21 protein-coding genes are annotated in these 22,688 nt (G+C 73.5%); 9 read left to right on the plus strand and 12 right to left on the minus strand.

What is annotated here, in order from left to right:
• Positions 1-137: 137 nt before the first annotated feature.
• Positions 138-1,016 carry a F510_1955 family glycosylhydrolase gene (locus ACZ3ZE_RS08300; RefSeq protein WP_467258009.1) on the plus strand — a complete coding sequence of 293 codons (879 nt, stop codon included), beginning with the start codon at positions 138-140 and terminating at the stop codon, positions 1,014-1,016.
• Positions 1,017-1,056: 40 nt separating this feature from the next.
• Here ACZ3ZE_RS08300 and ACZ3ZE_RS08305 read toward each other — a convergent pair whose 3' ends face one another.
• The gene (locus ACZ3ZE_RS08305) at positions 1,057-4,806 is read right to left on the minus strand and encodes a choice-of-anchor D domain-containing protein (RefSeq protein WP_467258011.1); all 3,750 of its coding nucleotides are present in this window, start codon (positions 4,804-4,806) and stop codon (positions 1,057-1,059) included.
• A 234-nt stretch (positions 4,807-5,040) separates the two neighbouring features.
• Positions 5,041-5,562, minus strand: a complete 522-nt coding sequence (locus ACZ3ZE_RS08310; protein WP_467258014.1) for a cupin domain-containing protein — start codon at positions 5,560-5,562, stop codon at positions 5,041-5,043.
• 186 nt (positions 5,563-5,748) lie between these two features.
• On the opposite strand from ACZ3ZE_RS08310, the gene ACZ3ZE_RS08315 reads away from it, so the two are divergent.
• Together ACZ3ZE_RS08315 and ACZ3ZE_RS08320 are read left to right on the plus strand one after the other, a co-directional pair.
• Entirely contained in the window at positions 5,749-6,156 is a 408-nt protein-coding gene (locus ACZ3ZE_RS08315) for a YciI family protein (RefSeq protein ID WP_361173271.1), read from the plus strand.
• 8 nt (positions 6,157-6,164) lie between these two features.
• Positions 6,165-7,319 (plus strand): RNA polymerase sigma factor, encoded by a 1,155-nt coding sequence (locus tag ACZ3ZE_RS08320; protein ID WP_467258551.1) that lies wholly within the window; start codon positions 6,165-6,167, stop codon positions 7,317-7,319.
• Here the strand turns inward: ACZ3ZE_RS08320 and ACZ3ZE_RS08325 are convergent.
• Both ACZ3ZE_RS08325 and ACZ3ZE_RS08330 read right to left on the minus strand, forming a co-directional pair.
• On the minus strand, positions 7,316-8,968 hold the full coding sequence (locus tag ACZ3ZE_RS08325) for an amidohydrolase (RefSeq protein ID WP_467258016.1): 1,653 nt from the start codon (positions 8,966-8,968) through the stop codon (positions 7,316-7,318). The two genes, ACZ3ZE_RS08320 and ACZ3ZE_RS08325, sit on opposite strands and share 4 nt — an antisense overlap.
• Before the next feature lie 131 nt (positions 8,969-9,099).
• The gene (locus ACZ3ZE_RS08330) at positions 9,100-10,497 is read right to left on the minus strand and encodes a purine-cytosine permease family protein (protein WP_467258018.1); all 1,398 of its coding nucleotides are present in this window, start codon (positions 10,495-10,497) and stop codon (positions 9,100-9,102) included.
• A gap of 253 nt (positions 10,498-10,750) precedes the next feature.
• Here ACZ3ZE_RS08330 and ACZ3ZE_RS08335 point away from each other — a divergent pair, with 253 nt between their 5' ends.
• The gene (locus ACZ3ZE_RS08335; RefSeq protein WP_442304819.1) at positions 10,751-11,308 is read left to right on the plus strand and encodes a TetR/AcrR family transcriptional regulator; all 558 of its coding nucleotides are present in this window, start codon (positions 10,751-10,753) and stop codon (positions 11,306-11,308) included.
• 2 nt (positions 11,309-11,310) lie between these two features.
• Here ACZ3ZE_RS08335 and ACZ3ZE_RS08340 read toward each other — a convergent pair whose 3' ends face one another.
• Positions 11,311-12,219 carry a 3'-5' exonuclease family protein gene (locus tag ACZ3ZE_RS08340; RefSeq protein ID WP_467258021.1) on the minus strand — a complete coding sequence of 303 codons (909 nt, stop codon included), beginning with the start codon at positions 12,217-12,219 and terminating at the stop codon, positions 11,311-11,313.
• Positions 12,216-13,679 carry a dihydrolipoyl dehydrogenase family protein gene (locus ACZ3ZE_RS08345; RefSeq protein WP_467258023.1) on the minus strand — a complete coding sequence of 488 codons (1,464 nt, stop codon included), beginning with the start codon at positions 13,677-13,679 and terminating at the stop codon, positions 12,216-12,218. The genes ACZ3ZE_RS08340 and ACZ3ZE_RS08345 overlap by 4 nt, the downstream gene beginning before the upstream one ends.
• A 124-nt stretch (positions 13,680-13,803) precedes the next feature.
• Here ACZ3ZE_RS08345 and trxA point away from each other — a divergent pair, with 124 nt between their 5' ends.
• On the plus strand, positions 13,804-14,175 hold the full coding sequence (trxA, locus tag ACZ3ZE_RS08350) for a thioredoxin (protein WP_361173253.1): 372 nt from the start codon (positions 13,804-13,806) through the stop codon (positions 14,173-14,175).
• Between the two features lie 69 nt (positions 14,176-14,244).
• Here the strand turns inward: trxA and ACZ3ZE_RS08355 are convergent, their stop codons facing one another.
• From ACZ3ZE_RS08355 to ACZ3ZE_RS08365, 3 genes are all read right to left on the minus strand, one after another.
• The gene (locus ACZ3ZE_RS08355; protein ID WP_361173250.1) at positions 14,245-15,432 is read right to left on the minus strand and encodes a thiolase family protein; all 1,188 of its coding nucleotides are present in this window, start codon (positions 15,430-15,432) and stop codon (positions 14,245-14,247) included.
• A 127-nt stretch (positions 15,433-15,559) separates the two neighbouring features.
• A complete protein-coding gene (locus ACZ3ZE_RS08360) occupies positions 15,560-15,829 on the minus strand; it encodes a hypothetical protein (protein ID WP_361173247.1) in 270 nt (89 codons plus the stop codon).
• Between the two features lie 76 nt (positions 15,830-15,905).
• A complete protein-coding gene (locus ACZ3ZE_RS08365; RefSeq protein WP_467258026.1) occupies positions 15,906-16,928 on the minus strand; it encodes a LacI family DNA-binding transcriptional regulator in 1,023 nt (340 codons plus the stop codon).
• Between the two features lie 171 nt (positions 16,929-17,099).
• Here ACZ3ZE_RS08365 and ACZ3ZE_RS08370 point away from each other — a divergent pair, with 171 nt between their 5' ends.
• The 4 genes from ACZ3ZE_RS08370 (at position 17,100) to ACZ3ZE_RS08385 (ending at position 20,837) form a co-directional block, all read left to right on the plus strand.
• Positions 17,100-18,359 carry an MFS transporter gene (locus ACZ3ZE_RS08370; RefSeq protein ID WP_361621737.1) on the plus strand — a complete coding sequence of 420 codons (1,260 nt, stop codon included), beginning with the start codon at positions 17,100-17,102 and terminating at the stop codon, positions 18,357-18,359.
• Between the two features lie 34 nt (positions 18,360-18,393).
• Complete coding sequence (locus ACZ3ZE_RS08375) at positions 18,394-19,101, plus strand: alpha/beta fold hydrolase (RefSeq protein ID WP_467258028.1); 708 nt, start codon at positions 18,394-18,396, stop codon at positions 19,099-19,101.
• Positions 19,102-19,115: 14 nt separating this feature from the next.
• Entirely contained in the window at positions 19,116-19,334 is a 219-nt protein-coding gene (locus tag ACZ3ZE_RS08380) for a hypothetical protein (RefSeq protein ID WP_361173235.1), read from the plus strand.
• Positions 19,335-19,415: 81 nt separating this feature from the next.
• On the plus strand, positions 19,416-20,837 hold the full coding sequence (locus tag ACZ3ZE_RS08385) for a flotillin family protein (RefSeq protein WP_361621734.1): 1,422 nt from the start codon (positions 19,416-19,418) through the stop codon (positions 20,835-20,837).
• 73 nt (positions 20,838-20,910) lie between these two features.
• Here ACZ3ZE_RS08385 and ACZ3ZE_RS08390 read toward each other — a convergent pair whose 3' ends face one another.
• The 3 genes from ACZ3ZE_RS08390 to ACZ3ZE_RS08400 all read right to left on the minus strand — a co-directional run bounded on the left by ACZ3ZE_RS08390 (position 20,911) and on the right by ACZ3ZE_RS08400 (position 22,644).
• A complete protein-coding gene (locus tag ACZ3ZE_RS08390) occupies positions 20,911-21,264 on the minus strand; it encodes a hypothetical protein (protein ID WP_361173229.1) in 354 nt (117 codons plus the stop codon).
• Between the two features lie 71 nt (positions 21,265-21,335).
• A complete protein-coding gene (locus tag ACZ3ZE_RS08395) occupies positions 21,336-21,503 on the minus strand; it encodes a hypothetical protein (protein ID WP_361173226.1) in 168 nt (55 codons plus the stop codon).
• A 61-nt stretch (positions 21,504-21,564) separates the two neighbouring features.
• On the minus strand, positions 21,565-22,644 hold the full coding sequence (locus tag ACZ3ZE_RS08400) for a glycosyl hydrolase family 18 protein (RefSeq protein ID WP_467258031.1): 1,080 nt from the start codon (positions 22,642-22,644) through the stop codon (positions 21,565-21,567).
• Positions 22,645-22,688 lie beyond the last annotated feature (44 nt).

The raw sequence follows: 22,688 nt of genomic DNA on the forward strand, positions 1-22,688 counted from the left end.
GGTTGGATCCAGGATCCAAAATGCAGGATCCAAAATCCTGGATCCAGGATCCAACCCGCCCCCTTGCCCTTCCCCAGGCGGCCCCGCACCCCCGCGCGGGGCCGCCCCCTCCCCCGTACCCCTGGGACCACAGACACATGAAGAAGCACCGCGCCGCCCTCGCCGCCGCACTCACCACGGCCCTCGCCCTCGCCCTGACCGCCTGCGGCTCCGACGACGCGCCCGGCTCGAAGGCGGGCTCCGACGCCACCACCGCGCTCAGCCACATCCACGGTGTCGGCAGCGCCGCCGGGAAGCTGTACGTCGCCACCCACGAGGGCGTCTACACGCCCGGCGCCGACGGGCGGCCCGCCCTCGTCGGTGACCGGAAGGACGATTTCATGGGGTTCACGGTGACCCCGAAGGGCGACTTCCTCGCCAGCGGCCACCCGGCCCCCGGCACGGGCGGCCCGTCCAACCTCGGTCTGATCTCCTCCGCCGACAAGGGCACCTCCTGGACCACCAGGTCGCTCGCCGGGGAGGTCGACTTCCACTCCCTCGACATCTCCGCCGACGCGACCGTGTACGGCTACGACAGCACCAACGGGCGGCTGCGGGTCAGCCGCGACGGGGTCGCCTGGGAGGACCGTGCCGAGCTGGGACTCCTGGACATCGCCGTCGCTCCCGGCGCCCCCGGCACCGTGCTCGCCACCACCGAGCAGGGCGTGGTCCGCAGCACCGACGACGGGCGCACCTTCGGCCGGCCGCTCTCCGGGCGGCTCGTCGCGTACGTGTCGTGGGGCGCCCCGGACGCCCTGTTCGGCGTCGCCCCCGACGGGGTGCTGCTGCGCAGCGCGGACGCGGGCGGCACCTGGAGCCGGGTGTCGACCGTGCCGGGCGGCGCGCCGCAGGCGCTGACCGCCGTGGACGCGCGCCGGCTCCTCGCGGCCACCCAGGACGGGGTGTACGAGTCGGTGGACGGCGGGAAGTCGTTCACCCGCCGGATGGCGGTGACGTCGGGCGGCGACGGCCACTGAGGACCGCCGCCGGTGCGGGGATCGACCGCGCGTTCCCCGGTCAGTAGCCGATCCGCACGCCGGTGACGGCGTGCCGGTCGGTGCGGCCGCCGGTGGTGCCGCTGAAGCCGACGAGGACGTTCTTCGGGAGCGTCACGGCCACGTCGATGACCCGGGTGCCGTCGATGCTCACCTGGAGGCGGCCGGTGGAGGTGACGACGGCGTCGACGGTGTGGCTGCCGGTGCGCAGGTCGGGGACGTTCGTCGCGGTGGCCGCGTAGGTGAGGGTGGTGCCGCTGCCTCCGGTGGCGACCGCGACGAAGTTCGCCGAGGGGTCGTTGGCGCCGTTGTCGAAGGTGTCGAGGGTGACGGCGACGCCCGGCAGTCCGGCGAAGCCGAGGCTGCCGCCGCTGTTGGCGGCCAGCGCCTTGGGGGTGGCGCGGCTCGCGTCGAGCAGCAGCAGGGCGAGTCCGTCGGCGCCGGTGCCGCCGCCGACGGTGGCGGTGAACCGGGCCTTCAGCTGGGCCGAGGGCACGGCGGTGGCCTGGATCGCGGAGCCGCGCTGGTAGGTCTGGACGGGGGTGAGTTCGAGGGTGGTGCCGGAGAGCTTGGCGCTGCCGTTGTACGTCCAGCCGTTGGGGCCCGGCGGCGGCACCGCGTACGCCGTGGCGGTGATCGTGGCCTTGCGGACGGCGTGGATGTCGGTCCTGCCGCCGGTGGATCCGGTGAAGGCGAGGAGGGCGGTGGGCGGCAGTGAGGCCACGCTGGTGCTGAGCCGCTGGGTGCCGTCGACGGAGACGGTGAGGGTGCGCCCGGTGACCGCGATGTTCACGGTGTGGCCGCCGGAGCGCAGGTTGGGCACGCTCGTCGTGGTCGAGGCGTAGGTGAGGGCGTCGCCGCTGCCCGAGGTGGCGATGCCGACGAAGTTGGCCGAGGGGTCGTTCGTCCCGTTGTCGTACGTGTCGAAGGTGACGGCCGTGCCCGGCAGGCCGGAGTAGCCGAGTCCGCCGCCTCCGGCGCCGAGGGCGCCCGGGGTGGTCCTGGCGGGGTCGAGGAGGGCGAAGGAGAGTCCGTCGGCGCCGTCGCCGCCGCCGATGACGGTGGTGAAGGTGGCCTTGAGGCCGTCGGTGAGCACGGGCACGGGCCAGACGGCGGTGCCGCGCTGTCCGGGGGTGGCCTGGGTGAGCTGGAGGTCGCCGCCGGAGATCAGGGCGTTGCCGTTGAGTGTCCAGCCGCCGGCGTTGGGGCCGGGGACGGTGACGCCGCTGCCGGCGGCTCCGGTGCCGGTGAGGTTCTCGTTCAGCGCGCCGTGTCCGTCGTCGGAGGTGAGCGCGTAGACGGCCTGGACGGTGCCGAGGGAGGTCGGCGAGAAGGTGACGGCCTGGTGGACGACGTCCTCGGGGCCGAGGACCTGGCCCTCGCTGAGGGGGTTGGTGACGTGGAAGGGGGCGGCGGGCGGCTTGGCCTTGGTGATGGTGAGCGGGATGTTGCCGGTGTTGCTGATGTCGAACGTCTTGGTGACGGACTGACCGACCTTCACCGTGCCGAAGTCGGTCGAGGTGGGGGTGACGGTCAGGCGGGCCTCGCCGGTGACGGCGCTGCCCGTCAGGTCCACGGTCGCGGTGCCGTTCTGGCCGGTCACGGAGAGGGTGCCGGTGTCGGTGCCGTTGGTGGTGGGGGCGTACGAGACCTGGACGGAGACGGACTGCTGGGGCTGGACGACGGTGCCGGCGGCCGGCAGGCCGGTGGTGCTGAAGGGGGCGCCCGGCGAGGCGGTCGCGGAGACCGTCTCGGGCTGGGTGCCGGTGTTGGTGAAGGTGACGCCGAGGGATTTCTCGGTGGTGGTGGCCACGGTGCCGAAGTCGAGGGTCGTCGGCGCGGCGGCGAGGCCGGGCCGGGTGCCGTATCCGGTGAGCCCGAGGGCGCTGTCGCCGAGGTCGGTGGCGAAGGTGAGGACCGAGCTGTCCGGTCCCGGCGCGGTCGGTGCGAAGGACACCGGTACGGAGTAGGTGTCGCCGTTGTGGAGGGTGCGGGGCAGGCCGGTGGGGCTCGCGGTGAAGGCTCCCCCGGCCGGGGTGGTGACGGCGCTGACGGTCACGTCGCGGGTGGCGGTGACCGTCGCGGTCGCGCCGCCGGTGGAGCCGACGGCGACCTGGCCGAAGTCGACGGGGGCGGCGGTGAGGGCGGTGTTGGCGGGGCGCCCGAACGCGAGGACGTGCCCGTCGCGGGTGCCGACGTAGATCCGGCCGCCGTCGGTGGCGGGCACGGTGAACTTGGCGGCGGTGCCGATCGGCGCGGACCAGCGCAGCTTCAGCGTGCCGTTCACGGGGACGGCGTCGTACGCGCGGAGCCGGCCGTTGGCGCCGTTGGTGCCGTCCGCGTGTACGGCCCAGACGAGCGCGGAGCCGGGGTTGGTGCCGGTGGAGGTGATCACGGGCGAGCCGGAGGTGTAGCCGAAGGTCTCCGTGCTGCTCCCGGTGTTGGTGAGCGCGGGTTCGCCGGCGCCGGTGAGGCCGTACGCGAAGGCGCGCAGCGGGCCGCGCGAGCCGATCGTGTAGACGTAGCCGCCCTGCCCCCCGTACACCCCGGGGTGCCCCCAGACACCCTCGTACGGTCCGAAGGTGCCGAGGACCTTGTCGGTGCCGCCGGGGCCCTGGGAGCGCCCGCCGAGGTCGTCGCGGTCAAGGAGGAAGAGCCGGCCGTCCTTGCCGATCTGCGCGAGCAGCCTGGGGTGGCCGCTCGTGCCGAAGGGGGTGCCGGGGAGGGCGACGGGGCCGCCGGAGCCCAGGTCGGTGTCGTTGAGGTCGAGCTGGTTGGCGTTGGACGGGCTGAAGAAGTCCTGCGCGGACAGGGTGCCGTCGCTGTTGACGCCGAGCCGGACGACGGATTCCGACAGCTGCCCGGGGGGCATGCTGCCGGGGCCGGGGGCGGGGGTGACGCCGTTGCCGGTGGTGAGGATGATCCGGCCGGGCCCGTCGGAGACGAGTCCGCCGCCGCTCATCCAGATGCCGGCCATGCCGTTGGCGGAGGAGTCCTCGCTGGCCCACAGGGTCGTCTTGCGGGTCGAGGTGTCGACGCCGAGGACGTAGCCGACGTAGGGGCCGTGGTCGCAGTGCGAGGCGAAGGCCGCGTAGACGGAGCCGCCCATGAGGAGCAGCCCGGGGCGCTGTGCGGCGGTGTACGGGTTGAACGCGCGCCCCGGGTCGTTGGTCGGCGCGCCGGCGACCTTGACGGGCCAGCCGCTGCGCTCGGCGCCGGTGGCGGGGTCGACGGCGTGCACGTACCAGTTGGGGTGCTGGTCGTCGGCCCCGTCGTTCACCTTGGAGGTGAGGTAGAGGGCGTTGCTCGCCGGGTCGTACACGGGGGTCGAGGTGACGCCGATGTTCGGCACCAGGTCGCCGCAGCTGATGGCGGAGGCGGGCCAGGCGGCGCCCAGGCCGCGGGTCCACCGGACGGCTCCGGAGGCGGCGTCGAGGCCGTAGACCTTGTTGTTCTCGGTGGCGACGACGAGGGTGCCGCCGACGACGAGGGGCTGGGCGTAGACCTGGCCGTCGACGGCGGTCGAGAACTGCTGGCCGAAGTCGGAGCTGGACACCTGCTCGGGGGCGAGGCCGGGCTCGTCCTGGTCCCAGCCGGTGCGGAAGTCGTCGTGCGACACGGTGGTCTGGTCGGCGGCGGCGGCGCGCCCGGCGGGGACCGGCGCGGGCGGTGCGCTGTCCGCGCGGGCCGCGCCGGGCCCCGACCACCCTCCCGCGCCCAGGATCAGACACATCGTCAGCATCCTGGCGAGCACCCTGCGTCTGCCGGTCATCGCGTCCACCTTCACATGCGGGCAGCGGCGGCGGAGCGGGTGTGCGTGCCCCGCCGTGGCCATGGTGAAGCCATGGTGGGGTGAGCCTGCCGCAGGTGGACCGCGCGACGTAAGGGAGTCTGCTCACTTCACCTGGTCGGGTGGTCCGGCCGCGTCCTGGTGGCGGTCCGGACGACCGGGGCGAGGGGGTACGAGAGATGACGGAGAGTCAGCCAGGGTGGATGGCTGAGCTGGTCAGGCGGATGCCTCCAGGGCGGCGCGCCAGACCGGGCTGTCGACGTAGTGGTTGTCGTACTGCTCGGCCGAGTCGGCGATCTCCTGGAAGTCGGCCTCGCCGCGCATGACCCGGCCGAGGAGGCGCAGGTAGTCGAAGCGGCCCATGCCCGGGGTGAAGACGAACAGGACGTCCGCCTCGCAGCCCGGCGCGGCGGCGAAGGCGTGCGGGGTGTGCGGCGGCACGGCGAGGAAGTCGCCGGCGCCCAGGACGGTGATCTCGTCGTCGACCAGGACCCGGAGGGAGCCGCTGATGACGAAGAACAGCTCGGTGGCCTTGGTGTGGAAGTGCGCGGGCGCGCCCACGGCCCCCTTGGCGAAGGTGGAGCGGTAGCTGGTGAAGCCGTCGGCCGTCTGGTGCGAGTCGGCGAGCAGCGTCATGACGCTGCTCGGGTCGGCGCAGGTCTCGGCCTCGGCGTGTCGGGTCAGTACGGGCGGGAAGGGAGCGACGGCGGCGGACTCGGAGGGCATCTTTTCAGTCATGTCGACAACATTACGATCTTGAAATCCGAGCACACCATTCCGTTTCGCACACGCTTCCACGTCGCGCCGCCCCGGCCGTGAATCCCAGGAAAGAAAATCCGGCGGCGATGTCGAGATCGCGCGTCCGGCTCCGTCCCAGGGGTGGACGCGGCCACTATGGGTCGCAGGAGACCGAGGAGAGACATCATGGCCAAGTACCTGCTGCTGAAGCACTACCGAGGCGCCCCGGCTGCGGTCAACGACGTGCCGATGGCCCGATGGACCCCGGAGGAGATCACGGCCCACGTGCGGTACATGAACGACTTCGCGGCGCGGCTGGAGAAGACGGGCGAGTTCGTCGACGGCCAGGCGCTCGCCCCCGAGGGAGCCTGGGTCCGCTACGACGGCGAGGGGCGCCCGCCGGTCACCGACGGCCCGTTCGCGGAGACGAAGGACCTCATCGCCGGCTGGATGATCATCGACGTGGCCGACTACGACCGTGCCGTCGAACTGGCCGGGGAGCTGTCCGCCGCCCCCGGGGCGGGCGGCGAGCCGATCCACGAGTGGCTGGAGGTGCGTCCGTTCCTGACCGCCCCTCCCACCATCACGGAGTGACCTCCCCCATGGACGAGGTCCTGCTCAGGAGCCTCACCCCGAGCGTGATCGGTGTCCTCGTCCGCCGCGGAGCCGACTTCGCGGCGGCCGAGGACGCCGTACAGGAGGCCCTGGTCGAAGCGCTCCGGACCGGGTCGGCGGCCGGCCGGCCACGGGACCCGAAGGGCTGGCTGGTCACCGTGGCCTGGCGCAAGTTCCTCGACGCGACCCGCGCCGACGCCGCCCGGCGCCGGCGCGAGGACCGGGCCGCCGAGGAACCGGCGCCGGGTCCGGCGCCCGCGGTGGACGACACGCTGCGGCTCTACTTCCTGTGCGCCCACCCGTCGTTGACCCCGGCGTCGGCGGTCGCGCTGACGCTGCGCGCCGTCGGCGGGCTCACGACCCGCCAGATCGCCGCGGCCTATCTGGTGCCGGAGGCGACGATGGCACAGCGCATCAGCCGGGCCAAGCGCACCGTCTCCGGCGTGCGCCTCGACCGGCCGGGTGATGTCGCCACCGTGCTGCGCGTCCTCTACCTGGTCTTCAACGAGGGCTACTCCGGGGACGTCGACCTCGCCGCCGAGGCCATCCGGCTCACCCGGCAGCTCGCCGCCCGCATCGACCATCCGGAGGTGGCCGGGCTGCTCGCCCTCATGCTGCTGCACCACGCCCGGCGGGCCGCCCGGACGACGCCCGACGGGCGTCTGGTGCCGCTCGCCGAGCAGGACCGCGGCCGGTGGGACACCGCGCTGATCGCCGAGGGCGTCGGCATCCTTCAGGCGGCCCTCGCCCGCGACCGGCTGGGCGAGTTCCAGGCGCAGGCCGCCGTCGCGGCGCTCCATGCGGACGCGCCCACCGCCGGGGAGACCGACTGGGTGCAGATCGTCGAGTGGTACGACGAGCTGGCCCGGCTCACCGACAGCCCGGTCGTCCGGCTGAACCGCGCGGTCGCCGTGGGCGAGGCCGACGGCCCGCGCGCCGGGCTCGCGGCCCTCGCGGAACTGGACGCCTCGCTCCCCCGCCACTCGGCGGTGGCGGCGTACCTCCACGAGCGCGACGGCGACCTCCCGACGGCGGCGCGCCTGTACGAGGAGGCGGCCCACCGGGCCACCGACCTCGCCGAACGCGAGCACCTGACCCGGCAGGCGGCCCGGCTCAACACCCTTCTCCGGCGCTCCCGTTAGCCGAGGGTGTGCACGATCTCCCCGCCCACGACGACCGTCTCCGCGACCGTGCCGGGGATGGCGTCGGGGTCGACGCGGAGGATGTCCCGGGACAGGACGACGAAGTCGGCCAGCTTGCCGACGGTCAGCGAACCACGTTCGTGCTCCAGGAAGTTGGCGCGCGCCGAGCCCATCGTGTAGCCCTCGACGGCGGTGGCGACGTCGATCGTCTCGCCGGCGGTCCAGGCCGCGCCGCCGCCGGGCGGGCGGCGGGTGACGGCGGCATGGATGCCGATCATGGGGTCCATCTCGGCGACGTTCCAGTCGCTGGACAGGGCGAGCAGCGCGCCCGCGCGGTGCAGGCTGCGCAGCGGCCAGGCCTTGTGCCAGCGCTCGGGGCCGATGTTCTCGGCCCAGTCCTGGCCGGGGCCCGCGATGTCGGGGGCGGCGTGCCGGGGCTGCATGCAGGCGGTGACGCCGAGGGCGGCGAAGCGCGGGGTGTCGGCGGGGTCGAGGCATTCGACGTGCACGATCTGGTGGCGGGCGTCACGGGGCCCGTTGACGGCCCGGGCCCGCTCGACGGCGTCGAGGACGGTGCGGATGCCCCGGTCGCCGGTGGCGTGCACGAAGCACTGGAAGCCGCGCGCGTCGAGGCGGGTGAGCAGCTCGGCGAACTCCTCGGGCGGGTAGAAGGTGTCGCCCCGGTGGTGTCCGCAGCCGGCGTACGGTTCGAGGAGGGCGGCGGTACGGGGCTCGACGACGTCGTCGATGTACAGCTTCAGCGGGCCGACGCGCAACCGGTCGTCGGCGAACTCCTCGGCCGCCGCCGCGAACGCGTCGAGGTCCGCCTCGGTGGTGCCGCGCGGGTGGAAGAGCGCGGCGACGATCCGGGAACGCAGCCGGCCCTCGGCGCGGGCGCGCTGGAAGAGGGCGAGGTCGTCGAGGGAGTTCTGCGGTTCGACGACGGTGGTGATGCCGTAACGGGCGGCGTCGTCCAGGCTCTTGGCGAGGCGCCCGTACTGCCGGTCCGGCGAGGCCCACGGGACGCCGAGTTCGCGCAGGGCACGGTGTCCGTCGCGGGAGAGTCCCTTGACGGCGAAGTCCTTGACGAATCCGGTGGGTTCGCCGGTGGCCGGGTCGGTCACGGCGGTGCCGAACGGCAGCTCGGTGTGGCCCGCGTGGACGCCGAGGCGGCGCAGGGCGGCGGTGTTGAGCCAGGCCGTGTGGACGTCGTAGCTGAGGACGAGCGCGGGGGTGTCGCCGGTCGCGGGGTCCAGGTCGGCGGCGGTGGGCATCCGTCCGCCGGGGATCACGGAGTAGTCGAAGGCCTCGGCCTCGATCCAGGCCGCGTCGGGGTGGGCCGCGTGCCAGGCGCGGATGCGGGTGTGCACGGCGTCGAGGTCGCGGGCGCCGGCCAGTTGGACGCAGGCGTCGTCGGAGCCGAGGCGTACGTGGTTGTGGGCGTCGACGAAGCCGGGCAGGACGAGCCGGCCGCCCGCGTCGAGGACGCGGGTGTGCGGTCCGGCCCAGGCCTCGGCCTCGGCGTCGGTGCCGACCCACACGATCCGGCCGTCCCGGACGGCGAGGGCCTGGGCCTCGGGCAGCGCGGGGTCGACGGTGTGGACGCGGGCCCGGGTGAGGAGGAGGTCGGCGGGGGTGGGGCGGTTCATTCGGGTCTTCTTCTCTTGAGGGGGGCGGTTCGAGCCTTGGGGGAGGGCGGTTCGAGTCTTGAGCTTCGAGTCGTGAGGTTCGAGTCGTGAGGGATGGATCGTCCGAGCGGGGGCTGGGGCGGGGCGGCCGGTCAGGCCGCGACGGGCCGCACGGTGCGGCGGGCCAGGAGGACGTAGACGAGGGCCGAGACGACGGAGCCGAGCAGGGTGAGGTCGGCGCCGCCCAGCGGGGCGACGAGGGGGCCGGTCCACAGCTCGGAGTCGCAGGTGAGGGCGGCGAACAGCATTCCGGCGAGGAGCGCGACCAGGCCGGCCGGGTGCCAGCCGGCCCGGTACCGGTAGGGGCCGTCCCCCGCGCGGTGCAGGGCCTCGGCGTCGTACGTGCAGCGGCGCAGCACCATGTCGGCGAGGAAGACGCCGCCCCAGGGGGCGAACACGATGATCAGGAGGGAGAGGAAGGAGAGCAGCGAGGTGGTGAAGTCGACGAGGAACAGCGCGCCGAGCGAGCCCGCGGCGGTGACGCCCGCGCTGACGAGGATCGCGCGGGCGCGGCTCCAGGGGATGCCGAGGACCTGGAGGTTCAGGCTGGACGAGTAGAGCGTGATGATCGAGTTGGTGACGGAGCCGCCGAGGACCAGCGCGAGGAAGACCGGCTGGAACCACCCGGGCAGCAGCCCCTCCGTGCCGGCGACCGCGTCGGTCATGTCCGCCTGGGTCGCGGCGGCGACGCCCGCGACGCCGAGCGCCACGGACGAGATCAGGCCGCCGAGACCGCCGCTCCAGGTGAGTGCCTTGAGGGAGGTGGTGCGCGGCAGGTAGCGGGTGTAGTCGGCGGGCATCGGGACGTACGAGAAGGGGCCCGCGAACATGACGACGAGGGCGAGGCTCCAGCCGGAGGCGCCGGGACCGGCGGCGGGGGCGGCGGTGTCGGTGCCGGGCAGGACGAGGGCGATGAGGACGGCGAAGCCGACGGCGAGGACGTAGGCCATCCAGCGTTCGGCCCACTGGACGGTGGCGTGGCCCCACAGGGCGACGGCGAAGGTCAGGGCGAGGGTGACGGCGAGCGCGAGGGCGCGCGGGAACGGGCCGCCGCTCCAGCCGAGGTCGGCGAGGAAGGCTTCGAGGGCGAGGGTGCCGACGACGGTGTTGACGATCGTGTAGCCGATGCTGACGACCCAGTTGAGCAGTCCCGCGGGCCAGTTGCCTCGGACGCCGAACGCGGCGCGGGAGATGACGAGGGTGGCGGTGCCGGTGCGCACCCCGCTGAGGCCGGCGGCGCTGATGACGAAGAAGGAGAGTCCGCCGAGCACGACGACGACGGTGGCCTGCCAGAAGGAGAGGCCGAAGGCTACGGCCAGGGCGCCGTTGATGACGTAGGTGAAGGTGAGGTTCGAGCCGAACCAGAGCCAGAAGAGGTCCCTGGCCCCGCCGTGGCGTTCGGTGTCGGGGATGGGGTCGATGCCATGCCCTTCGACCTGGAACACCTCGTCCCGGCCCGCTGTCACGGGCGGCTTCTCCTGTCCGGGCACAGCGCGCTCCTGTCGTCCTGCCGCGTCCGGTCACGGACACCGCTTCTTGAATGGCGTTCTAACTCTTTGAACGGCATTCAAGATGTGCGATGAGTTCCGGCCACGTCAAGACCTCGGCGGAAAGCGGTTAGGGTCGATCTCGCAGGGACGTGCCCCAGGGCACGAGGACGAACGAGCGGGAACGGGGCCGGGAGCGGTGGCAGGCGCAGCGCGGGCGGGACGGCGGCGGGACGGCGGCATCACGCGGGAGCGGATGCTGGAGGAGGCCACGACCGCCATCGCCGAGGACGGTCTTGCCGCGCTCACCATGTCCGCGCTGGCCGAACGCCTCGGCACCAGCGGCGGCCACATCCTGTACTACTTCGGCAGCAAGGACCTGCTCCTGCTCGCCGCCCTGCGCTGGAGCGAGGCCGCCCTGGCCGAGGAGCGGCGGGCCCTGCTCGCCCGCCGGATCACGGCGCCGCGCCGGCTCGACCTCTTCCTGCGGCTCTACCTGCCGCGCGGACCGCGCGACCCGCGCTGGACGCTGTGGATCGAACTGTGGGCCCGCACCCCGGCCAACGCCGAACTGGGCGAGGCCCAGCGCGAACTGGACCGGGGCTGGCAGGAGGACCTGGAGGCGCTGCTCGTCAAGGGCGTCGAGCGGTCCCAGTTCGCCCCGCTGGACGCGCCCGCTCGCGCCTCCGAACTCCTCGCTCTCCTCGACGGGTTGAGCACCCGCGTGGTCCTCGGCCAGGAGTCGGTACGGGACTCCCGGCCCGCCCTGGACGCCGCCCGCGCGGCGGCCGCGCTGTTGGTCCCGCCCGCCTGAGCTCAGCCCTCCGGAAGCGGCTCCCAGGGCAGCGGCTCGACCGGGGTGAACGGCCAGTCGAGCGCGTCGGGATGACGGCTCGTCTGCTCCGCGTACCAGATGATCTGCTCCGTGTGCAGGGCCGGCCGGGAGAGCCGGGCCAGCGGCGGATGGCAGGCCGCGACGGCCTGGGCCACGAGCAGGCTCGCCCCGGCGTCCGATGCCGGGTCGCCCGGAGCGGCGTGCGGGACGCCGTACCACTCGGTGACCGCCCGCAGCGAGCGGCTACCGGGACGGTAGCGGTCGGCGTGCCGGTCGAGGACCAGCGGGTCGCACACGGGCGCCACCCCGGCGGGCAGCCGCTCGGCGAGCGGGGGCAGGCCGTGGCGGAGCAGCTCGGCGTGCAGGGTGCTCAGGACGTGCGGGGCGAACCAGACGACCAGCAGTTCCCCGGTGGCGAGGTGGGCGGCGAGGAGGGTGGCGAGCTCTTCCAGGGCGAGGGGTGGGGGGAGGGGTGAGGGGAGGGGGTCGGGACGCGGGGCGGGAGGGGTGTCGGGAAGGCCGTCGGAATGGCCGTCGGGAAGGCCGTCGGGAAGGCCGTCGGGAGCGACGTCGGCCGGAGGTTGGATATCGGATCCAATATCCAGGATCCAGTCGTGCGCCGTCCCGTCGCTGCCCCGCAGAGCCGCCGATCGGATCCGGTCGACCCCCGGCCGATGGCCGGTGGATCCAATATCCAATGCCAACAGCCGTCGCCGGTGCCACCCCGGATGAGTGCCGCGCGGCGGCGGGCCCGGCTTCGGGGCGTGTGCGGGGTGGAAGACCTCCCAGCCCTTGGCCCCGTGCCGCAGCAGCCCGGCGCCCGCGGGGACCGGCAGGCCGCAGTCGGCGCAGGAGGCGTCGTAGTCGTTGACGCGCTCCCCGCCGCTCACGGCGTGTCCGCCCCGTCCCGGTACGCCTCCAGGAGCCTCAGCCAGATCTCGCTGAGGGTCGGGTAGGCGGGTACGGCGTGCCAGAGGCGCCCGATCGGCACTTCGCCGGTGACGGCGACGGTGGCCGAGTGGAGGAGTTCGCCGATGCCCTGGCCGACGAAGCTGGCGCCGAGGACGGTCTCGCGGTCCAGGTCGACGACCAGGCGCGCGCGCCCCCGGTAGCCCGGGGCGTACAGACCGGCCCCGGCGACCGACGCCATGTCGACGTCGACGGCGCGCGCCCGGTGCCCGGCCGCCTCGGCCGCGGCGAGGCTGAGACCGACGGAGGCCGCCTCGGGGTCGGTGAACACCACCTGGGGGACGGCCGTGTGATCGGCGGTCGCGGCGTGCGGGCCCCAGGCGGCGGTGTCCAGGACGTCGCCCCCGGCCGCCCGCGCCGCGATGGCCGCGCCCGCGATCCGCGCCTGGTACTTCCCCTGGTGGGTGAGCAGCGCCCGGTGGTTGACGTCCCCCACGGCGTACAGCCAGTCGTGGCCCGGCACGCGCAGGCTGTCGTCCACCGGGAGCCAGGCCCCCGGCTCCAGGCCGACCGTCTCCAGGCCGATGTCCTCGGTCCGCGGCCGGCGGCCGGTCGCGAACAGCACCTCGTCGCCCTCGACCCGGTCGCCGCCCTCCAGGACGACGCTGACCGGGCCGGTGCGCCCGTCCCGTACGACGGCGGCGACGGTGACGCCCGTACGGACGTCGGCGCCGCGTTCGGCGAGGGCGGTGACGACGTGCTCGCCGACGAACGGCTCCATCCTCGGCAGCACTCCCCCGCCCCGTACGAGCAGCGTCACGTGTGAGCCGAGGGCCTGCCAGGCCGTCGCCATCTCCACGCCGACCACACCCCCGCCGACGACCACGAGCCGCCCGGGAACCTGCGACGAGCTGGTCGCCTCGCGGCTCGTCCAGGGCCCGGCCCCGTGGAGTCCGGGCAGGTCGGGCAGGACGGCACGGCTGCCGGTGCAGACCGCGACGGCGTGCCGCGCGGCGAGCACATGGCGGTCGCCCTCGAGACCCTCCACCAGGACCCGGCGGGGCCCGAGGAACCGGCCGTGGCCCCGGAAGAGGCGGGCGCCGGTGGACTCCACCCACGCCACCTGGCCGTCGTCCTTCCAGTCCCCCACGACGGAGTCCCGGTGGGCGAGGACGTCGCGGGCGTCGAGGGGGCCGTAGGCGTGGCCGCGCAGTCCGGGCACCTTGCGGGCCTCGGAGCGGGCGATGGCGGGCCTGAGCAGCGCCTTGCTGGGCATGCAGGCCCAGTACGAGCACTCGCCGCCGACCAGTTCGCCCTCCACGACCGCGACGCCGAGCCCGGCGGCACGCACCCGGTCCACCACGTTCTCGCCGACCGGCCCCGCTCCCAGGACCACCACGTCGTACTCGTACTCGTGCTCGTTCCGCGCCGTTCGTGTCATGGCACACAGTCTGCCGGGCAGGGGCCTGGAATAGCGCGGCTCGATACGCCGTTGTGCCGGGCGGGTCCCCAGAGGACCGTGAGGAAGGCGCGCCAAGGACGCCGGCCCCGGAGAGGTAGGAAGCATGAGCACTGTCGAGCTCACCAAGGACAACTTCGACGAGATCGTGAGCGAGAACGAGTTCGTTCTCATCGACTTCTGGGCTTCGTGGTGCGGCCCCTGCCGTCAGTTCGGGCCGGTCTACGAGGCGGCCTCCGAGCGCCACGGGGACCTCGTGTTCGCGAAGGTGGACACCGAGGCGCAGCAGGAGCTCGCGGCGGCGTTCGAGATCCGTTCGATCCCGACGCTGATGATCGTCCGCGACAAGGTCGCGGTGTTCGCGCAGCCCGGCGCGCTGCCGGAGGCAGCCCTGGAGGACGTCATCGGCCAGGCGCGCGGTCTGGACATGGACGAGGTGCGGAAGTCCATCGCGGAGGCGCAGGCGCCGCAGGGGTAGGGAACGCGTGCGGTGAGGGGTGGTCCGGAGTCTCCGGGCCACCCCTTTCGCGTGCCGTGGTGCGGGGGGTCAGCGCTCCAGGACGAGCGCGAGGCCCTGGCCGACGCCGATGCACAGCGCGGCCAGGCCGGTGCCGGAGCCGGCCGCGGCGAGCTGGTGGGCGACGGCGCCGGCGAGGCGCGCGCCGGAGGCGCCCAGCGGGTGGCCGATGGCGATGGCGCCGCCCCGGGGGTTGACCACGGCAGGGTCGAGTTCCGGCCATTCGGCGAGGCAGCCGAGGGACTGGGCGGCGAAGGCCTCGTTCAGCTCGAACGTGGTGAGGTCGCCGAAGCCGCGGCCCGCCTTGTCGAGCGCCTTGCGCACGGCCTCCACGGGGCCGAGTCCGAAGAGCTGCGGCTCGATGCCGGTGACGGCGGAGGCGCGGATCCGGGCGAGCGGTTCGCGGCCGGTCGCCCGCAGGCCCTCCTCGTCGACGATGAGCAGGGCGGCGGCGCCGTCGTTGAGCGGGGAGGCGTTGCCCGCGGTGACGGTGCCTCCGTCGGGGCGGAACGAGGGCTTGAGCCGGGCCAGGGCCTCCAGCGACGTGTTGTCGCGGATGCACTCGTCCCGTACGAGCTCGGAGCCGGGGTACGGGACGACCTCGCCGTCGTACAGACCCTTCGCCCAGGCCTCGGCCGCCTTCTGGTGGCTGGCGAGCGCGAAGGCGTCCTGGGCCTCGCGGGTGAGGGCGTGCTTGTCGGCGACGAGTTCGGCGCCCTCGCCCAGGGCGACGGTCCACTCGGCGGGCATCCTCGGGTTGGTCATGCGCCAGCCGAGGGTCGTGGAGTGCAGTTGCTGGTGCCCGGCCGGGAAGGCGCGCTCGGGCTTCTGCAGCACCCAGGGGGCCCGCGACATGGACTCGACGCCGCCCGCGACGGCGACGGAGGCGTCGCCGAGGGCGACGGCGCGGGCGGCCTGGATGACGGCTTCCAGGCCGGAGCCGCAGAGCCGGTTGACGGTCACGCCGGGCACCGAGGTGGGCAGCCCGGCGAGCAGGACGGCCATTCGGGCCACGTCGCGGTTGTCCTCGCCCGCGCCGTTGGCGTCGCCGAAGTACACGTCGTCGATGCGGGCCGGGTCCAGGTCCGGGGTGCGTTCCACGAGCGCCCTGACGACGTGGGCGGCGAGGTCGTCCGGGCGGACGGAGGAGAGGGAACCGCCGAACTTGCCGATCGGGGTGCGGACGGCGTCGACGATGTAGACGTCGCGGATGCTCATCGGTTTCTCTCCCACGTGACCTTCGCGTACGGGCAACGGTGCGGGGACCCTACGTTCGCCTGGTGAAGTTTTCTTCGTCCCCGCGGGCCCGAGTCTGTGCCCGTCCACGGCTCCTGTCAACGCCTCCTCAGGCCGTTCCCGGCCCCCTGATCAGCGCCGTCAGGCCGTAATCGAGCTCCCTGCCGTCGACGAGCAGCGCCTCCACCGTGCGCGTCTCGGGATCGATGTCCGCGACCAGGCCATGGCCCTCGTAGATCGGGTAGCCCGTCTCCCCGGTACGCCCGGTCGCCTCGACGACCGCCGAGCGGACGGCGCTGTTCTCCACGGAGGAGTCGCCGCGGTCCTCCACGTGCGCGGACACCAGCAGGATCTCGAAACGCCTCGGGTGAGTGCTCATGGACCGACGCTAAGCCGCCGGGCCTCCCGGCGCCGCCGGGAGCGACCCCCGCGCCGCCGGGAGCGACCCCCGCCCCTCAGCTCGACTCCCGCCGCACCACCCGGGCGGCCAGCGTGTCCCGCTGTTCCGGAGCCGACTCCGGGTCGCGGACCACCCGGTCGACGAGTTCGGCGAGCTCGCGGCCCAGGACCATGTCGATGTGGACGGTGCTGAGGCGCGGCCGCAGCAGCCGGCCGAGGACCAGGTCGTCCGAGCCGACCACGGCGGTCTCCTCGGGGATCGCGATCCCGGCGTCCTGGAGCGCGCGCATGAGCAGCATCGCGTACTCGTCGTTGTAGGCGAACACGCCGTCGAGACGCAGCTCGCGCCAGCGGGCGGCGAGGGCGCGGGCCGGCTCCTCCTCGTAGTGCAGCGGCAGGGGTACGACCTCGGCGCCGGCCGCCTCCGCGGCGCTCCGTACGCCCTCGAAGCGCGGGACGGAGAACATCTCCAGGCCGGGCTCCTCGGGCATCACGACGCCGATGGCGCGGCAGCCGCGTTCGACGAGGTGGGTGCCGGCCGCGCGGCCGACCTGGGTCTGGTCCATGACGAGCGCGTGGGCGCCCTCGACGCGCTGCGGGCCGACGGTGATCACGGCCTTGGCGCCGGAGCGCTTGAGCAGGTCGACGCCCTGCGGGGTGAGTTCCACCTCGCCGAGCGAGACGACGGCGACCGGGCGCAGTTCGGCCCAGGCGCGGGCGGCCTCGTCCGGTCCGAGGCCCACGCTGCCGTACTGCACCACGGTGTAGTCGAGGCCGCGCAGGGCCCACTGGAGCTCGTTGAAGAAGCGGCTGTACAGCGGGCCGATCGGCACGTGGGCGGTGGGCAGCAGGACCATCCGGCTGTGCCCGGCCCGCAGGCTGCGGGCGGCGGCGTGCGGGACGTAGCCGAGTTCCTCGGCCGCCTCGTGGACCCGGCGGCGGGTGGGCTCGCTGATCCGTACGGCCGCGGTGTTGTTCAGGACGTAGCTGACGGTGGCCCGGGAGACGCCCGCCAGCCGCGCGACATCGGCGCTGGTGGGGACGGTGCGTCCGGCGGACTGCTTGGGTGACTGGCTCATCGCTTCGGCATCTTTCCAGAACGATCCGGACTCAGGTCTGGCGGATGGCCGGATTCGAGTGCTACACAGGGGTTACACGCGCCACTGACACGTGTAACCACCAGCGCGTCACCACCCTCTCCCCCTTCCGCTCCCGCCCCCGCACGGGCGTCTTCACCTCAGGAGGGCATCGTGGCCCTTTCCTCCCCCGGAACCTCTCCGGACACCGGCACCGCAGGCGCCGCCTCCCCCGGCCCCGCCCGGCCCACACGCGGGCTGCTCCCCCTTCTGCTGGCCGGCAACACCGCGATGTACGCGCTCTACATCGGCGTCCCCGGCATGCTCCTCGCGCTCCAGATCGAGGACATCGACCCGGCCTCCAAGGTGGCCAACTTCGGGCTGGTCTCGGGCGTCTCCGCGATCTTCGCGACGATCTTCAACCCGGTGGCGGGCGCGCTCTCCGACCGTTCGGGGCGCCGCAACCCGTGGATCCTCGCGGGCGGCCTGCTCGCCGTGCCCGTGATGCTGCTGCTGGGCAGCGTCCACACGATCCTGCTGGTGATGATCGCCTGGTGTCTCGGCCAGGCCGTGATGAACATCTACCAGGCCGCCCTCACCTCGGTGGTGCCCGACCGCGTGCCGGTCGCCTCGCGCGGCAAGGCCTCGGCCGCCGTCGGTCTCGGTCTGCCGATCGGATCCACCATCGGCGCGCTGGTCGGCGCCGCCTTCTCGGAGAACTACCGCACCGGCTACCTCGTGTTCGGCGTGATCGTCGCCGCGACCGCCGTCCTGTTCAGCACCTGCGCGCGCGAGGAGCGCATGCCGGCCAAGGCGCCGCTGCCGGTCAAGCAGCAGTTGGCGGCGTTCGGCAGCGCGCTGAAGGACCACGACTTCCGCTGGGCGTTCATCGGACGGGCGCTGCTCATACTCGGCTACTTCGCCGTCGCCGGCTTCCAGCTCTACATCCTCAAGGACCACACCGACCTGCCGGCCGGACTCAGCGCCGAGGAGGCCGTGGCCGTCCTGATGCCGCTCAACGCGGTCGCCATGGTGGTCTCCACGGTGCTCGGCGGCTGGCTCTCCGACCGCTACGACCGGCGCAAGCTGTTCGTCGGCGCCTCCGCGGCCCTCGCCGCCGTCGCCCTGGTGATCCCGGCCGTCTCGGCGAGCTGGACCGCGATGCTCGCCTTCTCCGTCGTCAACGGCCTGGGCTTCGGCTGCTACATGGCCGTGGACACCGCCCTGGTGACGATGGTGCTGCCGAAGGCCGAGGACGCCGCGCGCGACATGGGCGTGCTGAACGTCGCCAACGCCGGTCCGCAGATCGTGGCGCCGTTCGTCGCCTCGCTGATCGTCTCGCTCAGTGGCGGATACACCGCGCTCTTCCTGGTGGCCGCCGTACTGTCGGTGCTCGGCGCACTCGCCGTGCGCCCGATCCGTACCGTGCGCTAGACACCGCCCGCGCACCGCACAGAGAGGCACCGCCGTGCAGTTGCACACCACCACGTGGGGAACCGGCGAGCGCGTCGCGCTCCTGGTCCACGGGATCATGGCCGACCACCGCACCTGGCGGCGGGTCGGACCCGCGCTCGCCGAGCGCGGCTACCGGGTGGTGGCCGTCGACCTGCGCGGCCACGGTGCCAGCGGACGGGCCGCCGGGCCCTCGGGGTACGGCCCGCAGGACTACGCCGACGACCTCGTCGAAACCCTGCCCGCCGGTGCCGAGTTGGCGATCGGTCACTCGCTCGGCGGTCTCACCCTGGCGACCGCCGTGGAGCGGCTCACCCCGCGCCGGGCCGTGTACGTGGACCCGGCCTGGTACCTCCCGTCGGGCCGGAACGGCTTCCGGGCCGAGCTGTTCACCCAGGCCAAGTCGCTGACCCGGGAGCACGTGAAGGAGTTCAACCCGCGCTGGGCCGACGAGGACCTGGACATCGAGCTCGATTCGGTACGTGTCTGGGACGAGCGCTCGGCGCACGGCCTGAGCCCGTTCGCCGGCAAGGACCTGGCGCCGGGGCACCCGGTGGTGCCCTCGCTGCTCATGCTGGCCGACCCGAGCATGCTGATCTCGCCGGAGCGGGCGCAGGTGCTGAAGGAGCGCGGTTTCCACGTCCGTACGGTGGCCGGCGCGGGGCACACGATCCAGCGGGACGACTTCGACGGGTTCATGACGGCCCTGGACGGCTGGATCTGACGTACCGTCTCTGCATGGACGACGCTTCGATGATGGGACTGCTCGGCCGGGTGACCGGCACTGTCGGACCCGGCCTCGTCGGTGAGGTGATCGTCCGGATCCGGGGCGGCGCCGAGCATTTCCTCGCCTATCCGGCCTCCCCCCAGGAGCGGATCGAGACCGGCACCGTCGTGATGGTCATGGAACATCTACCGCCGCGCACCGTCTATGTCACAGCCGCGTACGACAGTTGACCGATCCATTGATCGACCGTTGCGCCAGGCGCACACTCCCTTCACCGGAACCGCACGGCTCCGGTGAAGGGGGACCTGCCCATGAGCCTCGGGATCGTGGCGGGCGCCGTCGTCGGCGCGCTGGCCGTTCTGATCGCTCTGTTCAAAATGATGTGGCGCGTCGCTGAGCCCAACGAGGCGTTGATCATCTCCGGTTCCAACCACAAGATGGAGGGGCTCGGCGAGGGCATGGGGTTCCGGATCGTCACCGGACGCGGCACGCTCGTGCTGCCGGGCGTCCAGGCGGTGCGGAAGCTCTCGCTCGACCTCAACGAGACGCAGCTCTCGGTGGAGTGCGTCACGCACCAGGGCATCCCGCTGAAGGTGCGGGGTGTGGTGATCTTCAAGGTGGGCGACGACTTCGTGTCGATCGCCAACGCCGCCCGGCGCTTCCTCGACCAGCAGAAGCTGATGTCGGAGCGGGTGCACATCGTCTTCGCCGGTCATCTCCGTGCCATCGTCGGCGGGTTGACGGTGGAGGACATGATCCGTGACCGGGAGAAGCTGACCGGGCAGGCGCGTTCGGCCTGTGGCACGGAGATGGAGAAGCTGGGTCTGATCGTGGACTCGCTGCAGATCCACGAGATCGAGGACCCGACCGGGTACATCAAGAACCTGGCGGCGCCGCACGCGGCGGCGGTCCAGCGGGACGCGCGCATCGCGCAGGCGGAGGCCAACCGGCGGGCGACCGAGGCGGAGCAGCAGGCCGCGGCGCGCATGTCGGAGGCGACCAGGGACAGCGAGATCCTTCAGGCGGGCTACCAGGCCGAGCGGGACCAGGCGTCCGCGAAGGCCCGGCAGGCCGGTCCGCTGGCCGACGCGGCGTCGCGCCAGGAGGTGGTGGTCCAGGAGACCCGGGTCGCCGAACTGGAGGCGCACCGTACGGAGCAGCGGCTGCAGACGGAGGTGCGCAAGCCGGCGGACGCCCAGGCGTACCAGAAGCGGACGCTGGCCGCGGCCGAGCGTGACGCGCGGATCTCGGCGGCCGAGGCCGACGCGAAGGAGACCGAGCTGGCGAGCGCGGCGACGGCGACGGCCACCCGGGTGACGGGTGAGGCGGAGGCCGCGGCGGCGCACGCGAAGGGTCTGGCGGTGGCCGAGGCGACGCGGGCGAAGGGTCTCGCGGAGGCCGAGGGGATCAAGGCGCGGGCGGCGGCGCTCGCCGAGAACCAGGAGGCGGTGGTCGCGCAGCAACTGGCCGAGCGGTGGCCGGAGATCGTGGAGGCGGGCGCCGCGGCGTTCGGCAACGTGGATCAGATGGTGCTGCTGAACGGTGCGGACGGCATGGCGGACGTGTTCGCCAAGGCCCTGACCATGGGCGGGACGGGCCTGGGGCTCGCCCGCCGGCTGCTCGCCACCATGGGCCCGGACGCGGCCGACGGGGGCAGCGGCGGGGCGGCGGGGCCGGTGGCCTCGGTGCCGGCGCCGCGTTCGCAGGAGATCGCGGTCGGCGACGGGGAGTAGCGGCGCCCGACGGCGACGGGGCCCGGCACCTGTGCGGTGCCGGGCCCCGTGCGCGGGCGGTGCGTCGGCGGCGTCAGCAGTTCTCGTCCTTCTTGACGGCGCCGAGGTGGATCCGTGTCCCGTCGAGCGCGGCGCCGGGTCCGGGCTCCTGGGTGCAGATCTTCCAGCCCTCGGCGTCCATGGGCACGGTCCGTCCCTTGCCGGAGACGTCCTCGACGAGCATCGACCCCGACAGCTGGGCCATCGCTCCGGCGACGCTGCCGCCGATGAGGTCGGGCATGAAGCCCTTGGCCGCCTGCGGGGGTTCGGTGATTCCCGGGGTGGGTGTCTCGGGGCCGGCGTCCGGCGCGGGGGACGCGGTGCAGGCGGTGAGTCCTGCGGTGAGCAGGCCGGCGGCGAGCGCCGCGACGAGACGGGTGGTGCGCATGTTCCCCCCTGGGACGAGCGTGAACGGGGGACCATCATCCACGCTCCGCCCCTGACGCGTACACGCACGTCTCAGTTGTGCCCGAACTTGCGTTCCTTGCGGTGGGAAGGGGTGTCGAGGATCGGGCGTGGCGCCTCGGACGCCGCCGAACGCGGGCTCTCCTTCTCCGCGGCCGCCGTGCGATGCTCGTGGCCGCCCGTACGGGCGCCCTTGTTGACCCGGGTCTGTTTCTTGCCCACGATCGTGCCTCCCGTCGTGAATCTTCCTCCCAGACTCGCATGGGGGAACAGAAGCCGCATGTCAGGCGGCCGGGGTGGCCGGGGCCCCCTGGGCGAGGACGGGCCAGAGGGCGGGGTCCTCGAATCCGAGGGCCCACAGGGCGGTGTGGGCGACGCCGTAGCGGCGCAGGACGGGCAGGTGACCGGAGACGCCGCGGGCGTCCTGGTACCAGACGTGACGGGTGTGCCCGCCGTCTTCGTAGGTGAAGTACGGAGTGCTGGATGCGGGATCCAGTCGGTACGGGGCGTGCCGGGCGCGCCGCAGGGTCTCGGCCTCCTTCCAGGTGACGTGGGCGGTCTTCCCCGCGCGGGTGCCGTCGGCGCGGGTGGACCAGTCCCAGCCGTAGGCGGGCAGGGCGAGTTCGACGCGCTCGGCGGGGACGAGGGCGGTGGCGGTGCGCAGCACCTCGTCGTACCAGGCGGTGCTCGCGAGGGGGCCGGGTGTGCCGCCCGCCCAGTGCAGGTTGTATCCCATGATCCGGATCCGGTCGGCCGCCTTGCCGAGGGCGGCGTAGTCCCAGACGCGGCCGGTGCCGGCGGTCTTCGGCATGACCGTGACGACACAGCTCCTGGCGCGGGCGCGCAGCCGGGCGCAGACGTCGGTGACGAGGGCCGCGTACCCTTCGCGTACGGCCGCGTACGTGGCGTCGCCGGTGGTGGCGAGGGTCTCGTAGTCGAGGTCGAGCCCGTCGTAGTCGCCCTTGGCGGCGGTGGCGAGGAGGGCCTCCGCGTGGGCGGCGCGCCGGGCGGGGTCGGTGACGAGGCGGGCGAGGGCGCCCTCGGGCATCGACTCCATGACGGTGGGCACGACCTTGATCCCGGCCCGGTGCAGCCCGTCGACGATCAGCCGCTCCCCCGCCCCGGGGTGGTCCGCGACGGTGCCGTCGGCCTTGGCCTCGTACCAGAAGGGGCTCACGGTGTGGAGCTGGTCGGCGTGGCGCAGGGCCTGGAGGTAGGCGGCTTCCTGGTCCCAGTACGGGAGCCAGCCGGAGACGGTGCGGCGGGCCGGCGGGGTGTCGGCGTCGGCGGCCCCGTCCGCGGCGGCGGTGGCCGGGGCGAGGGGCAGCAGCAGGACGGCGGCGGCGAGGAGGACGAGGCGCATGGCCACGAGCCTGCGGATCTTCCGCGCGACACGCCCGGCATGCT

The sequence above is a fragment of the Streptomyces sp. NPDC023157 genome (assembly GCF_055560575.1).

Excerpts from the sequence above, each read along its gene's own strand:
- ACZ3ZE_RS08345 (WP_467258023.1), bottom strand. The coding sequence starts at position 13,679 with ATGACACGAACGGCGCGGAACGAGCACGAGTACGAGTACGACGTGGTG.
- ACZ3ZE_RS08305 (WP_467258011.1), bottom strand. The coding sequence starts at position 4,806 with ATGACCGGCAGACGCAGGGTGCTCGCCAGGATGCTGACGATGTGTCTG.
- ACZ3ZE_RS08320 (WP_467258551.1), top strand. The coding sequence starts at position 6,165 with ATGGACGAGGTCCTGCTCAGGAGCCTCACCCCGAGCGTGATCGGTGTC.
- ACZ3ZE_RS08400 (WP_467258031.1), bottom strand. The coding sequence starts at position 22,644 with ATGCGCCTCGTCCTCCTCGCCGCCGCCGTCCTGCTGCTGCCCCTCGCC.
- ACZ3ZE_RS08380 (WP_361173235.1), top strand. The coding sequence starts at position 19,116 with ATGGACGACGCTTCGATGATGGGACTGCTCGGCCGGGTGACCGGCACT.
- ACZ3ZE_RS08335 (WP_442304819.1), top strand. The coding sequence starts at position 10,751 with ATGCTGGAGGAGGCCACGACCGCCATCGCCGAGGACGGTCTTGCCGCG.
- ACZ3ZE_RS08300 (WP_467258009.1), top strand. The coding sequence starts at position 138 with ATGAAGAAGCACCGCGCCGCCCTCGCCGCCGCACTCACCACGGCCCTC.
- trxA (WP_361173253.1), top strand. The coding sequence starts at position 13,804 with ATGAGCACTGTCGAGCTCACCAAGGACAACTTCGACGAGATCGTGAGC.
- ACZ3ZE_RS08390 (WP_361173229.1), bottom strand. The coding sequence starts at position 21,264 with ATGCGCACCACCCGTCTCGTCGCGGCGCTCGCCGCCGGCCTGCTCACC.
- ACZ3ZE_RS08310 (WP_467258014.1), bottom strand. The coding sequence starts at position 5,562 with ATGACTGAAAAGATGCCCTCCGAGTCCGCCGCCGTCGCTCCCTTCCCG.
- ACZ3ZE_RS08385 (WP_361621734.1), top strand. The coding sequence starts at position 19,416 with ATGAGCCTCGGGATCGTGGCGGGCGCCGTCGTCGGCGCGCTGGCCGTT.
- ACZ3ZE_RS08325 (WP_467258016.1), bottom strand. The coding sequence starts at position 8,968 with ATGAACCGCCCCACCCCCGCCGACCTCCTCCTCACCCGGGCCCGCGTC.
- ACZ3ZE_RS08315 (WP_361173271.1), top strand. The coding sequence starts at position 5,749 with ATGGCCAAGTACCTGCTGCTGAAGCACTACCGAGGCGCCCCGGCTGCG.
- ACZ3ZE_RS08365 (WP_467258026.1), bottom strand. The coding sequence starts at position 16,928 with ATGAGCCAGTCACCCAAGCAGTCCGCCGGACGCACCGTCCCCACCAGC.
- ACZ3ZE_RS08360 (WP_361173247.1), bottom strand. The coding sequence starts at position 15,829 with ATGAGCACTCACCCGAGGCGTTTCGAGATCCTGCTGGTGTCCGCGCAC.
- ACZ3ZE_RS08355 (WP_361173250.1), bottom strand. The coding sequence starts at position 15,432 with ATGAGCATCCGCGACGTCTACATCGTCGACGCCGTCCGCACCCCGATC.